This is a genomic window from Clostridium cellulovorans 743B, from assembly GCF_000145275.1.
GTDB classification, from domain to species: Bacteria; Bacillota; Clostridia; order Clostridiales; family Clostridiaceae; genus Clostridium_K; species Clostridium_K cellulovorans.
This window is the reverse complement of sequence record NC_014393.1, coordinates 3319310-3336362: the sequence shown is the minus strand read 5'-3', so window position 1 is coordinate 3336362 and position 17053 is coordinate 3319310. Positions and strand designations below refer to the sequence as shown.

Annotated in this window: 9 protein-coding genes; all 9 read left to right on the top strand. The window is 30.6% G+C overall.

Translation table 11 applies throughout. From position 1 onward, the window contains the following. The first annotated feature begins 357 nt into the window (after window positions 1–357). Window positions 358–1998, top strand: a complete 1641-nt coding sequence (locus tag CLOCEL_RS13620; protein ID WP_010076612.1) for a type 2 periplasmic-binding domain-containing protein — start codon at window positions 358–360, stop codon at window positions 1996–1998. A 22-nt stretch (window positions 1999–2020) separates the two neighbouring features. Continuing rightward, on the top strand, window positions 2021–3850 hold the full coding sequence (locus tag CLOCEL_RS13615; RefSeq protein WP_010076611.1) for a sensor histidine kinase: 1830 nt from the start codon (window positions 2021–2023) through the stop codon (window positions 3848–3850). A 76-nt stretch (window positions 3851–3926) separates the two neighbouring features. Beyond that, window positions 3927–5528, top strand: coding sequence for a response regulator (locus CLOCEL_RS13610; RefSeq protein WP_010076610.1), 1602 nt, complete (start codon window positions 3927–3929; stop codon window positions 5526–5528). A gap of 342 nt (window positions 5529–5870) precedes the next feature. Next, complete coding sequence (bglS, locus tag CLOCEL_RS13605; protein WP_010076609.1) at window positions 5871–6614, top strand: beta-glucanase; 744 nt, start codon at window positions 5871–5873, stop codon at window positions 6612–6614. Between the two features lie 248 nt (window positions 6615–6862). After that, on the top strand, window positions 6863–8212 hold the full coding sequence (locus CLOCEL_RS13600; RefSeq protein ID WP_010076608.1) for a sugar ABC transporter substrate-binding protein: 1350 nt from the start codon (window positions 6863–6865) through the stop codon (window positions 8210–8212). Between the two features lie 68 nt (window positions 8213–8280). After that, the gene (locus CLOCEL_RS13595) at window positions 8281–9255 is read left to right on the top strand and encodes a carbohydrate ABC transporter permease (RefSeq protein ID WP_010076607.1); all 975 of its coding nucleotides are present in this window, start codon (window positions 8281–8283) and stop codon (window positions 9253–9255) included. Next, window positions 9255–10121 (top strand): carbohydrate ABC transporter permease, encoded by an 867-nt coding sequence (locus CLOCEL_RS13590; protein ID WP_010076606.1) that lies wholly within the window; start codon window positions 9255–9257, stop codon window positions 10119–10121. The genes CLOCEL_RS13595 and CLOCEL_RS13590 overlap by 1 nt, the downstream gene beginning before the upstream one ends. A 91-nt stretch (window positions 10122–10212) precedes the next feature. After that, window positions 10213–13644, top strand: coding sequence for a carbohydrate binding domain-containing protein (locus CLOCEL_RS13585; RefSeq protein ID WP_010076605.1), 3432 nt, complete (start codon window positions 10213–10215; stop codon window positions 13642–13644). 413 nt (window positions 13645–14057) lie between these two features. Continuing rightward, window positions 14058–17030, top strand: a complete 2973-nt coding sequence (locus tag CLOCEL_RS13580; RefSeq protein ID WP_010076604.1) for a GH36-type glycosyl hydrolase domain-containing protein — start codon at window positions 14058–14060, stop codon at window positions 17028–17030. Window positions 17031–17053: the final 23 nt, after the last annotated feature.

The following is a 17053-nucleotide window of genomic DNA, read 5'->3' as shown; positions in this document are numbered from 1 at the left end:
CTGCAAGGTTATACTGTGCGAAAAATAGTTAGCTTGTAAAACGTTTTTGTATTATTTACACCCACTTGCCGAATCCATGGTTAAGATATATACTTTTGGTAGCGAAATAAATATATTATTTATTAAAAAATAAAGTAATGTGTTATACAAAATAAGTAATTTTAATAATTTAGATTAATTATAGATAACTACAGATGAAATTTAAGGGATTCATTAAGCGGATCACCTTTATATACTTGAAATAAAGTTAAAAGGTTTCCTGAATAATTTAAGTTATTATAAGTTAGTTTTAGAATTTATAATCTTATAATAACAATTAAATTCAATGTAATCGATTTAACTTCGGAGGTATCATTTATGCGAGGGAAAACCAGAAAAATTTTAAAAATAACCATTTTAACTCTTATGGTCTATTCGTTTTTTATTTCATGTAATACATTTGAGAAAAAAGATGATGGGGCTAGTAAACAAGATAATGTAAATAGTGAACAGGGGTGGAAGTCAGATACTTCACCAGTAACTTTTGATTGGTACGTTAATTACCCATGGTTTACAACTAAGTGGGGTACTAATTATGTATCAAAGTATGTTACAGAAAAAACAGGTGTAAGTTTAAATTTTATAGCTCCAAGCGGAGATGGGACAGAAACGCTAAATGCAATGATAGATAATGGTAAGTTACCTGATTTTATAACTTTAAGCGCTTGGGATGATAACTATAAAACTATTATAAAAGATAAGTTGGTTTTTCCCCTTGATCAATTGGCAGAGAAATATGATGCATATTTTTTTAAGGTTACTGATAAACAAAAGTTAGAATGGTATAGACAAAATGATGGATACGTATATTGTTATCCTAATTATTCTTTATCTATAAAAGATACTAGTGAGTATAAAGAAGAAAAGCCTTCTAATCAAACATTTTTGGTTAGAAAAGATATATATGAGGCAATAGGAAGTCCGGATATGAGGACTACTGAAGGATTTTTAAATGCTCTGAAAAAAGCTAAAGAAAAGTTTCCTATTGTAGATGGAAAGCCATTGATAACTTTAGGTTTACATGAGTTTAATGACACAGGCAATTTGTCCCTAGATAGTATTTTGCCTAATTTTTTGGCAATACCTTTTGAAAAAGATGGTCAAATTTATGATCGCATAACTGATCCTGAATATATAACATGGTTAAAAACTTTAAGAAAAGCCAATGAATTTGGATTACTTTCGAAAGAGGTCTTTGTTGATAAAAGAGCACAGATGGAAGAAAAAATTGCTGAAGGAAGATATTTTGCAATGATTTATCAGAGAAGTGATATGTCACCACAGCAATTGAAAATATATGAAGCTGATAAAAATAAGATTTATATACCGGTTAATGGACCATCAAACAATAAATTTGATGAACCAAGACTACCTTCTGATAGCATTTCTGGATGGACTGTTACACTTGTTTCAAAGAGTTGTAAGGATCCAAAGCGAGCTATAAGGTTTCTTAGTTATTTGATAAGTGAGGAGGGAAATAGGGATTTATATCTAGGAAAAAAAGGTTTTTCATGGGAGGAAGTTGATGGTAAGGAACAGTTTAAACAAGATATAGCCTACTTACTAAATAATGATAGAAAGACTTTTTACGAGAAGTATGGAGGAACAGAAAATTATTGGATGCTCATGGATAGTAATTATATAGATAAGTGGATTTCCACTGAGCCAGAACCTTTACGATTATTAAAAGATTGGACAAAAGGGAAAACTTATAACTTTTCTGTATATGATCAGATAACTCCATATGGAGATACAGAAGAAGCTGTGGCTTATTCTCAAATATCTTTTAAATGGCAAAACACTTTGAAAAGTTTACTTATAGCAAACAATGATAATGAGTTTGATGATATATTCAATGAATTTTTGAACTATAGAAAAAATCACGGCTATGAAAAGATACAAGCTTATAAGCAGAAAAAGTTTGAGGAAAATAAGAAAAAACTTAATATAAATAAATGATTGTAGGATTAGGAGCATTTATATGAACAAGTATAGTGAATCATTTATAAAACCATTGAGAAAAGTACTAATAAATAGAAGTTTAATGAAAAAATTATTAGTCTCTTATATAACAATCATTGCAATTCCGATAATGGTGTTTTTTGCATATACCTTTAAATCACTTGAAGCTAATGCAAAAAAAGATGTGTTGAACAAACATAATTACGAACTTAATGTTGAGTATGATACTATTGAAAAAAATATATATATTATGCGAAGTATGATAAATACAATAGTAAATAATAAGGATGTCTTAAACTATATTGATAGTGCAAAAGATATAGATGTAAAAGAACTTATAAATTTTAATGATACCATATATAAACAAGTAACAAATCTACAAAATAGTAATCCTAATATAAAAGAAATAAATATATTCACTAACAATGTACAAGCTAATGAGATCTGGCCACTAATATATAGAGAAGATAGAATTTATAAAAATGATTGGTATAAGAAAACTCTTGATAAAAATGGAGCTGCATATTGGAATATAAACAAATATGATGATGACATTGAAATTAATTCAATAGCGAATCAACAATTTGGAAATTTAGTAGTCTCTTTTTATAAAGAACTTAAATCCCCTAGTAATAAGCACCTAGGAATAATAAGAATAAACATGTTGTCTAAAGATTTTTTCCCCAATATGTTTAATGTTGATAATTTAAATAGTGGACAAATATTTCTTTTCAATATAGAGAATTTAGAACTAAATACAAATGAAAACAATTCTTTTTTAAATAATTTTAATTTTGATAGAGAGCAGTTTAAAGAATTTATTAAGGATAAATTAAAGGACAGTAAAGGTGCAATAGATTATAAGCAAGGAAGTGAAAAATATACTTTGCTTTATAGAGAATCATCAATTCCAGGTAACTATTTGCTTTGTGTTATACCTTTAAATAATATTACCCAAGGAATAGAAGATTCAAGAAGAGTTTTATTGTTTGAGAGTTTATTATTATTAATATTATTATCAATCATTATTTATTTTCTTACAAAAGCTATCTTAAAGAGGTTATATTTGATACTGAATTCAGTTAAGCAAGTAAGAACAGGAAATTTAGCTGTTGATATACCAGTATACGGTAGTGATGAAATCGGCATATTAGCTTATAATTTCCGAGAAATGATGAAGACAATAGATAGATTAATCCAAGAGAGTATTCAAAAGGAGTTAATTGGAAAAGAAACGGAATTAAAAGCATTGAAAAGTCAAATAGACGCACATTTCTTATTTAATACACTGGAGAACATAAGGGCAATGGCATTAATTGAAGAGAATTATCTGGTTGCAGATTCTTTGGTTTCACTAGGAGATATGATGAGATACAACATAAGGTGGGATAATGATTTTGTATCACTACATGAAGAATTAAATCATATTAGGAAATATGTTTCATTGATGACTTTGAGGTATGAATATCATATAAATCTTCACATTAACATTGATGATAAGTTTTTAAGTTTACAGATTCTCAAGTTAATAATTCAACCATTGGTAGAAAATGCCATTAAACATGGGCTTTCCGAAAAACTAAGAGATGAAGATGGTAATATTGATATATTTATAGAATCAGATGAAACTTATTTATATTTAAATGTAATGGATGATGGTAAAGGCATGGATAGTAATGATATAGAAGTGTTGCGAGAATACATTGATGGAAATATAAATAAAAAATTTGGACTAGGTATTAAAAATGTAAATGACAGAGTTAAACTTTTTTATGGTGAGGCTAGTGGTGTTCAGATCGAATCGGAAAAAGGTTCTTATACCAAGTTTATAATTAAGTTATATAAATGAGATGAAAATTTATAAAAAGAGATGCTGTTAAAATAATAAGATAAACCATAGAAACTTATTTGAAAGGTGGATAAACTTGTATTCAGTAATGATTGTAGATGATGAGCCAATTATTAGAATGGGACTAAAGAAAACTGTTAAATGGGAAGAACATGGATTTAAAGTTGTATGCGAATGTAGAGATGGTGAGGATGCATTAAAAGAACTTGAACAACAAAAAATTGATTTTATAGTTACAGATATTAAAATGCATAAAGTCAGCGGAATAGAATTGTTAAGGACTATAAGAGATATGGAATTAGATATTCCTGTGTTACTATTAAGTGGATATGATGAATTTTCATATGCTCAGGAAGGGCTTAGGCTTGGAGCTTTTGATTATATATTAAAGCCACTTGATCGTGAAAAATTAGAAATTGTATTAGCTAATGTTTATAAAAAATTAGCTATAAATGATAAAAAAAATCATGAATTCAATATTAATAAAACAATATCCAGAGAAAAGGTTTTATATGATTTATTAAGAGGCAAAAATCTTATGGTTATGGATGAATATATTTCACAATATGACCTTCCGCTCATTAAAAATAAGGTACAGGTAGCCATTGTTGAAATAAATGAGATTGTTATTAATAGTGAAGAATTAATTGAAAATGATGAACGTAATCACTTAGAAAAAACAGTTAGTAGTATCATAGAAGAAGAATTAAAAAAGAATGGGATAGTACATTTTTCTATATTAGACGGTGAATTAGGAAAGAAATTTATCATTGTACAGACTGATTCAGAAATTGATGCAGCAGCTTTTGACCACACATTCACAGAAACATTAAAAAGTGTTCTTAGGACAAGTGGTGAGACGTTAGAAACGGCAATTAATATAGGGATAGGCAATATATATAATCAGTTATATTCTTTACACAAAAGCTACTTAAATGCTAAAGAGGCATTGAATTGTAAATATATTTTGGGAACTAATAAGCTTATTCACTTTAATCAATTAAAAGAGCTAAGAAACGAAAAATTTATTTATCCACTTGAAAAAGAAAAGGCGTTGATAGCTTCAATAATTGAAGGAAAAGAAAATTCAATTAGTATGCTTCAAGGTTTAATAAAAGAGATAACACAAATGATGAATTTTGATGTCTTTAGGATTAATATAACAATTACACAAGTTATAAATAATATTTATAGTAATGTTCTAAAAAAATATAATGCCTTAGAGGATGTATATAATTTAAGTGAAATTACGAAAGTGGGATTTTTGGGCGTTGAAACTTTAAATGATATTGAGAACAGGCTTACAAATAATATAACTTCACTTATTAATGCTATAAAAGAATACAATCTAAATCAAGGAGACAACATAGTTCAAAAGGCCTGTGAGTATGTACTTAATCATTTAGAGGAGGATATTACTTTAACATCTATCTCAAATTATTTGAATATAAGTAAAAATTATTTTTGTTCAATATTTAAAAAACAGACGGGAGAAAACTTTTTAGAATATTTAACTAAAGCTAAAATGGATAGAGCAAAAATCTTGTTAAAAAAACATGATTATAAAGTATATGAGGTAAGCGATGTATTAGGCTACAAAGAAACAGCATATTTTAGTAAACTGTTTAAAAAACATACGGGATACACTCCAGCTGAATATAAGAAGTGCGGTAATTAGAAAAGGAGATGTCTTTAGATGATTTAAAAAGTCATTAAAAGGCATCTCCTTTTATTTAACTTGGGTGTTTTTGTTATTTAAAATAGTATTCATAAAATTATGTAAAGGTTTAACTGAGTAATTTTTTACTACATAATAGTAAAATCCTACTATTAATTCAAGTAAATAATTAGTGTATCATAAAGGTGTAATAAGAATAAAGAGGAGGAGTTAAAGCAAAAAAGATTTATTACGCAAATTGTTTTTATAGCTACATTGTAAGTAAGAACAACTAACATCACAAAATCATCGATGTGTAAACGGCTACCAAAATTCTAATGAATTAAAATTAGGGGGAAAAATATGAAAATTAAAAAATTGAAATCTATAACTTGTTCTGTATTATTATTAAGTACTTTTTTTTCAGCAACTGTAATGCCTACAAGTGTTTCTGCAGTGACTAGAACTCACTTTGCTGATTCCTTTAATGGTTTAAATACAAGTGCTTGGTCAAAAGCTGATGGGTGGACAAATGGATCTATGTTCAATTGCACATGGAGAGCTAGTAATGTAAATTTTAATAATGGAAAAATGGAACTTTCTATAACTAGGGATACAAAAGGTGGAACAAAACCTTATGCAGCAGGAGAGTATCGTTCAAATAGTACATTTGGTTATGGTCTTTATCAAGTAAATATGAAACCTGCAAAAAATGTAGGGACAGTTTCTTCATTTTTTACTTACACAGGTCCTAGTGAGAATACTCCATGGGATGAAATAGATATAGAATTTTTAGGAAAAGATACTACAAAGGTACAATTCAATTATTATACCAATGGTGTAGGTGGTCATGAATATATTTATAATTTAGGCTTTGATGCATCAACAAGTTTCCATACTTATGCTTTTAATTGGCAACCAACTTATATAGCATGGTTAGTTGATGGAAGAGAAGTGTACAGGGCATATAATAATATTCCATCACATCCTGGAAAGATTATGATGAACTTATGGCCAGGAACTGGTGTAGATTCTTGGTTAGGTGCTTACAATGGAGTGACACCAATAAAGGCATATTATGATTGGACGTCTTACGATCCAGTTTAATAATTATATATTTTAAAGAAGGTATACCTCTGATTAAAAGGGGATATACCTTTTTTAGTTTAAGTTCTTAAAAATAAGTTTGAAAAAGTATTATGCGCAAAGCTTTAATTAGATTAATAACTAATTCATATATTGTAAAGGTTTTAAGTTAGTAATTTTTTGTTACATTATCGTAATTTCATACCATTCTTGTCGAAACGGATTTGATATATTATAAGGTTGTAAGAGAAATTGAAGGGAGAATTGAGATGAAGAAAAGATTATTAACAACTCTAATGGCAAGTGTGTTGACTTTAAGTTTAATTGGCTGTGGATCAAAGACTAATGAGACAACAAAAACTGATGGTAGTAACGCTGATAAGGAAGTGAATCTAAATGTTTGGATAATGCCAAATAGTGGAACTCCAGATCAAGATTTCATGGAAGTTATTCAACCATTCTTAGACAAGAATCCAAATATAAAGGTAACACCAACAGTTTTAGATTGGGGATCAGCTTGGACTAAGATTACGGCTGCAGCTACTAGTGGTGAGGCACCGGATATTACTCAGTTAGGTACATCTTGGGTGGCAGCAGTAGGTGCGATGAATGCTTTAGAAGATCTTACTCCGTACTATAATGATTTTGGGGGAGATGATGCCTTCGTTAAAGCTACATTGGATACAACTAAAATTGAGGGACAAAAAGAAAAATATGCAATGCCATGGTTCATTGATACAAGAGCTATTTTCTACAGAAAAGATGCTTGTCAAAAGGCTGGAGTAGATCCAACAAAGGATTTTGCTACTTGGGATAGTTATAAAGCTGCATTAAAGAAATTAAATGGAGTAGAGGTTGATGGAAAGAAGATGTCTGCTCTTGGTATGCCTGGAAAGAATGACTGGAACGTTGTCCATAACTTCGCATGGTGGGTCTGGGGAGCAGGCGGACAATATATTCAAGATGGAAAAGCTGTAATTAACTCTAAGGAAGCTTACGAAGGTGTAAAGTTCTATACTGAATTAGCTTCAGACGGATTAATGCCAAAAGCTGCATTAGAAAAGAATTCTGCTGAAGTTGAAGCACTATTTAATCAAGGTGAATATGCAACAATATTCTCTGGTGCATATTTAGCTAAAACAATAAAGACTGAATTTGAAAAGGATAGTACCAAGGCGTTAGATCCTAGTAAAGTTGGAATTGCTATGGTTCCAGAAGGTCCTAAGGGTAGATTTGCATTGTTTGGTGGGAGTACTTTAGCTATGTACAAGTCATCAAAGAATAAGCCAGAAGCAGCTAAGTTACTAGCTTACCTAGCTACAGCAGATTCTCAAGTTGCATATGCTAAAAAACATGGAAACTTGCCTGCAAATGCTAAGTCATTTGATGATAAGTTTATAACTGATGATCCGCTACTTTCAGTATTTAAGCAACAATTACAATATGGTAAAGCATATCCATCAGTTCCAGGTTGGGCTCCATCAGAAGGATTATTCCAAAAAGGATTATCTAATGTATGGGACAATGTTATGGGAGTTAATGGGGCATATGACCCAGCTAAAACTCAAACGGAATTAGATGCGACAGTTAACGATGTAAATGCTGTTTTAAAACAATAAAAAAGAAATGAAAAATTATACAGGGTCAACCCTGTATAATTTTTATAGATAGTTTAGAGAGGTGCTTAATGAAAACAAAAATTAAAGAGAATACTCAGAAAGGGTTCAAGTATAGTCTTAAAGAAAAAATTATAAAAAATAAATTTGCATATGCACTTGTAGCTCCAGCATTAATTGCCATGATAATTGTTCAACTTATTCCAATGTCAGAAGGATTATATTTTTCTCTACTTAAGCTTAATCAATTTACTTTAAAGCAATTTTTGCATGCACCATTTGCAGGATTTGATAATTTCTATACAGTTCTTTTTGATACTACAAGTAATATGCGTTCTGGATTCTTAGATGCACTAAGAAATACAGCAATTTATTCAGTACTATGTAATGTGTTTGTTTTAGCCATTGGATTAATGGCTGCAATGGTAGTTAATAGAGAATTTAAATTAAGGGGATTAGCAAGAACTTTATTACTTACTCCTTGGGTTGTTCCTTCTTATGTAGTTGGTATGCTTTGGGGATTCATGTGGCAACAAGACACAGGAATAATAAACAGAATATTAGTCGATTGGCTACATATATTGCCAAGCAAACCATTTTGGTTGACTGGATCTAATGTACTCTTTGCAATAATAATTCCAACAATATGGAGAAATGTACCTTTTGTAATGATAATGCTTCTTGCAGGACTTCAAAATATATCTGAAGATTATTATGAAGCAGCAGAACTTGACGGTGCAAATGGAATTCAAAAATTTTCACATATTACTTTGCCGTTGTTAAAACCAATAATAGGTATTCAACTACTATTTGGAATGATTAATTATGTTTACTCTTATAATATAGTTTCTATGATGTTTGGACATGGTGCAGGATATCCAGGTAAATGGGGAGATTTATTAATGACAAACATACAAAGAAACTCATTCCAAACTTGGAATTTTGGTGTTGGAGCTGCTGCAACAATTGTTGTAATGGTATGTGTTCTAATAGTTGTGGGTATTTGGTATAGAGTATTTAAAGAAAGTTTGGTGGTGGATGAATAATGAGTAAGAGTTATACAAAAAGCCTTAGAAGAAAAAAGAAAATAAAGCATTGGGCAGCAAATGTTATATTAATTTTTATGATTATAATAAGTGTATTTCCAATTGCATGGATGGTTATAAGCTCTTTGATGACACAAGGTGATTTAGCAACAGGAACTTTAGGTACGCCAAATAACTGGAAAAATTACATTGAAATGTGGCAAAACATAAATTTCTTTGCTTATTTTAAGAATAGTTTTATTATTTGTAGCATAACTACATTACTTACATTAACTATAGCAGTTTTTGCAGGATATGCAGTTGCAAAATATAAGTTTCCAGGTTCAGGAGCTTTCGGTGGGACAGTACTTGCTACACAGATGATTCCTGGAATGATGTTTTTATTACCACTGTATATAATGTTTATAAAAATACAAGAAAATCTTGGAATTAAGATAGTAAATACCTATACGGGGGTAATAGTTACTTATGCAGCATTTTTTATTCCCTTCAGTATATGGATTTTAAGAGGCTTTTTCGCTACTATACCAAAAGAATTGGAAGAAGCTGCTCGAATAGATGGATGTAGCAAATTTGAGGCTTTTATAAAAATAATATTACCAATTTCTGTGACAGGAATAATTGCTACAGGAATATATATTTTCTTAATGGCTTGGGATGAATTACTTTTCGCTTGGATACTTACTACTGATATCTCTACACAAACTATTCCAGTTGGCATAAGACTATATGTAGGTAATTACCAAAATAGATATGACTTAATGATGGCAGCAAGCGTTGTTACAACAATTCCTATATTAATAATATTCTTTGCACTCCAAAAGAAATTTATAAGTGGTATGACAGCAGGAGCTGTTAAGGGTTAATGTTGAAAATAATACCAATATAGTATATTGCAAATAAAATTCATAAGGTTAAAGATCGTTACTGTTACAAAATTAATGGAGGTAATGAATAATGAAGACTAAGAAGATTGGCCTTGTAGTTACATTGGCAGTTGCTTTCTTATTGTCAATTAGTTCAATTTTATACTTAACGACCAAAAACAATGTTAGTAGAGATGAAAGCTTAAATACAAATACTGATAGTAAAGATACTGAGAAAAAAACTGATAATAAAGATTCACAAACAAAGATAAATAATAAGGATAAACAGACAAAGACAGATAATAAAGAAAGTTTATCAAATGATCAAAAGAGCCATGAAGTTTTAGTAAATAATATTACTGAATCTACTACAGCAAATAATAATGGCATTACAGTAGAGTATGGTGAAAACAAGGGTGTAGTCAACAATAATAATAATCCCATCATAAATGGGGATATTACAACTGGAATTGATAATCCAATTCCTAATAAAAACAATGATGTAAACAATGGTTCAAACTCTAATGGGAACAATAATAGCGGAGACATTAATAATGGAGATAATAATGGTGGAACCAGTAATAATAATGGAACCAATCAGGATAAGCCACTGTGGGCACTAGCATGGAGTGATGAATTTAACGGAAATGCATTAGACAAAACTAAGTGGAACTTTGATGAAGGAAACTGGGGTGTCAATGCTGAAGGTGCTCCATATGCTGGATGGGGTAACAATGAAAAGCAAAACTATATCGCAGGTGATAATAATGTAGAAGTACGAGATGGACAACTAATTATAACTGCAAAAAAGGAACAAAGCTATGATAAATATGGAGGACCATATGACTATACTTCTGCAAAAGTAAAAACTAAAGATTTATTTAGCAAGAAGTACGGAAAGTTTGAAATTAAGGCTAAGCTTCCTGCTGGTAAAGGACTTTGGCCTGCTATATGGATGCTTCCAGAAGGCGAAAAATATGGTCAATGGGCAGCTTCAGGTGAAATTGACATAATGGAAGCCTGGGGAAGCAAAATGGATTCTGTAAGAGGAACTATACATTATGGTAAAGCATATCCAAATAACGTTCAAAACGGAAAAGAATCCTCACAAGATTTAGAGTTTAAAAAGAAGCACCCTAATTTTAAAATAATAGATTACCATACTTATTCTGTAGAATGGGAACCAAATGAAATAAGATGGTATATTGATGGAGACATTTATCAGACTATAACTAACTGGTATAGTCAAGGGGTGAATCAACCGGATAAATATGCTTTTCCTGCACCTTTTGATAAAAACTTTTATTTAATATTAAATCTAGCTGTTGGAGGAGCTTGGGATGGTGATCCAGATAGTACCACAGTTTTTCCGAAATCTATGGCAGTAGATTATGTAAGAGTATATGAAAAAACTAAGCCATATGATACACCTGTAGATAGATCAACCATCAAAGAGGCTTATTCTAGTGATGCAAAACTTCCTTTAGGTGATGGTAATTTTGTGTATAATAGCAATTTTGATAAAGATGTTACAGGAGCGGACAATATAATAGGTGTACCTGATACAGCATATTGGTCATTTCTAAATTTACCTAGCTATGAAGGACAAGCATCTGTTTCAATAGAGCCGATAAATAACAAAAATTTTGCTCATATAGACATTTCAAATAAAGGAAACCAGGATTATTCTTTACAGCTTATACAAAGAGTAACCGTTGGAAGAGCAAGAGGATATAAGTTGACATTTGATGCGAAGTCCACTGGAGATAGAAATATAAGTGTAAAAATAGGCGGTGATGAAACTAGAGGTTACACTGCATATGCAGGAAACTATACGGTACCGCTAACTTCAGAAGTAAAAACATATTCCTATTCCTTTAATATGGCATCGGAAACAGATTTAAAGGCTAGACTGGAATTTAACGTGGGTGATGACTTAAAGGGTGTATGGATTGGAAATGTAAAGTTAGAAGAAATTGAGTTTATAAGAAACGATAATGATATCAAGAAACCATTAGCAAATGGTCAAGAGATTTATAACGGAACTTTTGATTTAGGCAATACCAGTAGAATGACTTATTGGAATATTAATGCAGTCAATGGACAAGCGAATGCGTCTGTAAATGAAAATACTAGGGAACTAAAGCTAGATGTATATCCAGGATATAATGGCGTAAGTAATATTTCAATGGATCAAAGAGGATTAGAATTAAAAGAAAAGTGCACCTATAAGGTGTCTTTTAAAGGAAGAGCAGAAGGGGAACAAGGCACCTTAGCAAATGTGATGAGCAGTGTAACCAATAATAAATCATTACAAGTTTATCTTGCTAATATAGATGGTAGCATAAAGTATTCCACAGCTAAAGACTTTACACTTTCAAAGGATATGAAAGAATATAGCTTTGAATTTACACCAACTGTAAGTGACAGTAATTCAAAAATGGTCTTTGATTTTGGTGGTGATAAAAAGACTATATATATGGATGATATATCAATGATAAAAACTAAGGATTTCGTTGATTATTCACAAGTTGGTCAACTATTCTTTGTACAAAATGGTGATTTTTCTGACGGGTTAAATCAATGGGATCATTATATTGATTCTGCAGCTGATGCTTCAATAATAGAAGAAAATGGCGAAGCGAAGATATCAGTAAATAATCCAGGTACGGACATATGGCATGTTATTCTTCAACAGCCTGCAGCAGGGAAAACCTTTGATATGAAGGCTGGTATTCAGTACTTAATATCTTTTGATGCTAGAGCAACTGTTAATAGAGAAATGAAGGTTTCATTGGAAAATGCAAGTTACGCAAGTTTCTTAGCACAGACAGTTAACTTAACCGATAAAATGCAGAATTATTCCTTTAAATTTACACTTCCTTCTGATCAACAGTTAGCATTGAAATTATTTATGGGAAAACTAAATGGAGCAGGAAAAGCTCATGATGTATTTATTGATAATGTAAAGTTAGAAGTAAATGGAGCAAGCGAAGAAGCGTTACCAAAGCCTGATAACCCAAATAATAATGTAAATACGCAAAAAGAACTTGTATCCAATAATAGCTTTGATTCTACAATAAACCCGTGGACACTATCAGTTGCAAACTGGAATGGTGGTCCTGGTGCAGATGCTACTGCTGAAGTTGAAAATAGTCAAGCTAAAATCAATGTTAAGAAGGTTGGAACAGAAAATTGGAATGTACAGTTTAAACTAAATCCATTAACTATGACCAAGGGACATAAATATAAGGTATCCTTTGATGTAAAAGCTTCAATTCAGAGAGAGATTGAACTAGCGATACAGCATAATGGTGGAAGTTATGAAACGTTCTTTTTAACAAATGGAATAGTAGCTTCTCCATCGGGTAATCATTATGAGTATGAATTCACTATGGATAAAGACACTGATTCAGAGGTGCAGTTTGTTTACAATCTTGGTAAGGTAGGAAATAACTCTGAGATTGGGGAACATATTGTTTACTTTGATAACATTTCCTTAATTGATGAATCTGTTGTATAAATTTTAATAATTCAGATGTTTTCAATTTATTATTAAATGCAAAGTTATATAGATTCGCATAACTAAATTTTAACTTATTAATCAGAGAGAGCTTATGATATTTTAGTGCTAATAAAAAGTTTACGAATAAATTTATATTTTACTATGGGTATCTATTATAGATACCCATAATTTTATCTTAAGTTATTCAGTATAGCAAAAATAATATGTTAACAATTAGCTGTGCATATGCAGGGGACCAAGCTTTAACTTTTAGTATAGTCATAATCAATAAAGTATATTGATAAGTTTTTATCACAAAATAGTAATTGTGTACACTATTTCGTGATGATGAAAGCACATAAAATAATAGAAGAAAGGTTATTCAAATTTGATTTTGTTATATTTAGGATAACAAATATAGGAGGAAAAGAATGAAAGAAATAGTTGCAAGAAAAGTTCAGCAATCTGCAGAACAAAAGCTAAGAGAAATATTTAATGAAAAAATTCAAAAAGAAAGTATTATAGATGGAATATATTATGATAGCACCTATGAAAACGCAGTGGGAGTTGCTAATCTGCCAATTAAAATTCCAGTTACATTGGCATTGTTTAAAGATAGAGAAATCGCAGAGTTATTAGATAATAATTTAGAAGAAAGTGAATTTGTCCTAATTTCCTTAACGGAAGGTTTAGACAATGTAAATATCATAGCTAGTAGTAATGGTAAAATAACTGAAAAACAGTTAGCTACTGATATTAGTTTTAAAATAAATAGAATAGTACAAAAGATAACTTATGGGGTGGGATTTTTAAATGAAGAAGGAGAACATGAAATAGATTTATTGGCTCCAACTCCTGGACCACATTTCTATACCAATTTGTTATTAGGTAACAGAGTTGGATTTCCACATCCGCTTCAGACAACACCTAAAAGTGTAGTAGATAAACTAGGAAGAGGAAGTTTTCGTTCTCATGCTGCAACTCAAGTTTTAGCAACTAGATGGGATATGCTTCAGGAGGAAAATGGATTTCCTGCAAATAGACAATTTTACTTAGTAGAAGATGGAAAGCAAATATTCTATTCAGCAAATGTATCTGATGAGAATATAGAGAAAGGCAAATGTATACATTCTCAAAACCATACAAAGATTCTATATAAGACTCATTGTGGGCTTACTATTGAGAGAACAATCTTTTTACTTCAACAGGAAGAAGATATGCCAATAGCAGTAGAGGTACAACAAATAAGAATAATAAACAATTCAGATAAATCAAGAAAACTTAAGATAGTGTACACAGGGATGTTTGGAAGTGCTGTTCCTAGCGCATTAATGGAAGACGTATTATATAGTAATGTAATTATGCAGTCAAAGGTTTTAAATGATAAAGATGGATCAATACTTGCTATATTACCTGATTATTATCCAATGTATACAAAAGGTGATTATAGATTTCATACAATGATTTCTCACACTAAAGAAGAGTTATTCTTAGCAAAGGAATTTTGTACAAGCTACAGTGAATTTGTAGGTAATGGTTCATTAGAGAAGCCAGAAGGGGTATTTAAACTTAGCAATAAGCTTAATCGAAAAGGACCAGGGTTCTTCGCAGTAAGCAGCCAGTTAACAATCAATCCAAAAGATAAAGTAGTTGTTGATAATTTCACTGGTTTAGTATCAGAGAAAACTAATGATAATTTTACAGAAGATGAAATTAAAGTTCAGATTGAAAACTTAGTTTCAAAGTATAAAGATGAGACAGAAATAGAGAAAGCAATAAATAGAAATAGAGAATTTTTAAATTCATATAGAGGATATTTGCAAGTTAATTCAGAGGATAAGCAATTTGATACTTATGTTAATAAAAATCTTCCATTCCAGGTATTGTATCAAACTTTTGTATCTAGATCATTTGATCAAACCCAAAAGGGATATAGAGAGATAGGCTTTAGAGAAATACAAGATATATATGCATCAATGTATTATTTTATAGGAATGGGTCAACAGCAATTAGTTAAAAACTTAATTAAAGAGTGGGTTGAGAAAGTCTTTGAATTTGGTTATACCTATCATAATTTCTTCTGGGTTGGCAAAGAGCCAGGAAAATGGTCAGATGATGGCTTATGGTTAATACCTGCTATTTACAGATATATAAGTATAACAGGGGAAACTTCAATATTAGATGAACAATGTGAAGTAGCAGGATGTAATGAAGCTAAGACAAGAAGTGTATATGAAACACTGAAAGCTATTTTGAGATATTCGGGAGAAATTTCTATAGGAAAGCATGGTATGCCACTTCTTGATTTTGCAGATTGGAATGATTGTTTAAAGCTAGATACAAATTATATAAACGGGATAGAAAAGGAACGTAGATATAAAGAACAGATTGCTTGTACAGGAAAAGATGGAGAACCATTTGAAAGCGATTATTCTGAGAGTGTAATGAATGCATTCCTATTAAAATCTGCTATGGATGAAATGCTTGTATTTGCAAAAGAGAGAGAAGATTTTAAGTACTATGATAAACTTGAAACTCTTTCAGAAAAACTTTATAAAAATATACAAAACCATGGATGGAAAGAAGATTTCTTTGCAAGAGTTCTGTTTAATAGATATGAAAATGGAGAATACACCTATCTAGGTGCTAAGGGCGATAAACTTTCCGCAGATTCTAATAAGGATGGAACATATTTCTTAAATTCCTTTAACTGGTCAATTTTATCAGACTGTGCTACTGAAGAACAAATTGAAAAAATGCTTGATTCAATTGAACTGCACTTAAAAACATCTTATGGCATAAAGCTTATCAGTCCTGCTGACTTGGAAAAGGTAGCTAGAAATACAGCAACTGGAGAATATTTCCCAGGAGATAGAGAAAATGGGGGTATATTTAAACACGCTACAATGATGGCAACCAGTGCAATGTTTAAGGCAGCTAAAAAAGTTGATGATATTGAATTGGCAAAAAGATTAACTAATACTGCATATTGGATGATAGATTTAGTTGTACCTTATAAGACTATGGAAAAGCCATTTGAAACCTGTGGAAACCCAAGATTTTGCACACAATATAATAATAGTGAAACAGGTGAGAATATAGGGCCTACATTAAGTGGGACTTCAACATGGCTTACATTATCATTGTTTGATGCTTTTGGGATTGAATACACATCAAAAGGCATTGAAATCAATCCTATACTTAAAGAAGAACAAAAAAATCTAGAACTATTCATTAATACAGGGAAGGCAAAATATAAGATAAAAATTTCAAAAAATCTAGGGTTTTATAGATTAAAAGATTCAAAATATTCTATAAAAGTAGATGATGTTTTTATTGATGATAATATAATTGAAAATTTTGAAGATGGTAAAGAACACACAGTAGAAATTCAATTTATATAAAATGATAACTTAAGAGGAGTCTA

Excerpts from the sequence above, each read along its gene's own strand:
- CLOCEL_RS13620 (WP_010076612.1), top strand. The coding sequence starts at position 358 with ATGCGAGGGAAAACCAGAAAAATTTTAAAAATAACCATTTTAACTCTT.
- CLOCEL_RS13615 (WP_010076611.1), top strand. The coding sequence starts at position 2,021 with ATGAACAAGTATAGTGAATCATTTATAAAACCATTGAGAAAAGTACTA.
- bglS (WP_010076609.1), top strand. The coding sequence starts at position 5,871 with ATGAAAATTAAAAAATTGAAATCTATAACTTGTTCTGTATTATTATTA.
- CLOCEL_RS13600 (WP_010076608.1), top strand. The coding sequence starts at position 6,863 with ATGAAGAAAAGATTATTAACAACTCTAATGGCAAGTGTGTTGACTTTA.
- CLOCEL_RS13595 (WP_010076607.1), top strand. The coding sequence starts at position 8,281 with ATGAAAACAAAAATTAAAGAGAATACTCAGAAAGGGTTCAAGTATAGT.
- CLOCEL_RS13590 (WP_010076606.1), top strand. The coding sequence starts at position 9,255 with ATGAGTAAGAGTTATACAAAAAGCCTTAGAAGAAAAAAGAAAATAAAG.
- CLOCEL_RS13585 (WP_010076605.1), top strand. The coding sequence starts at position 10,213 with ATGAAGACTAAGAAGATTGGCCTTGTAGTTACATTGGCAGTTGCTTTC.
- CLOCEL_RS13580 (WP_010076604.1), top strand. The coding sequence starts at position 14,058 with ATGAAAGAAATAGTTGCAAGAAAAGTTCAGCAATCTGCAGAACAAAAG.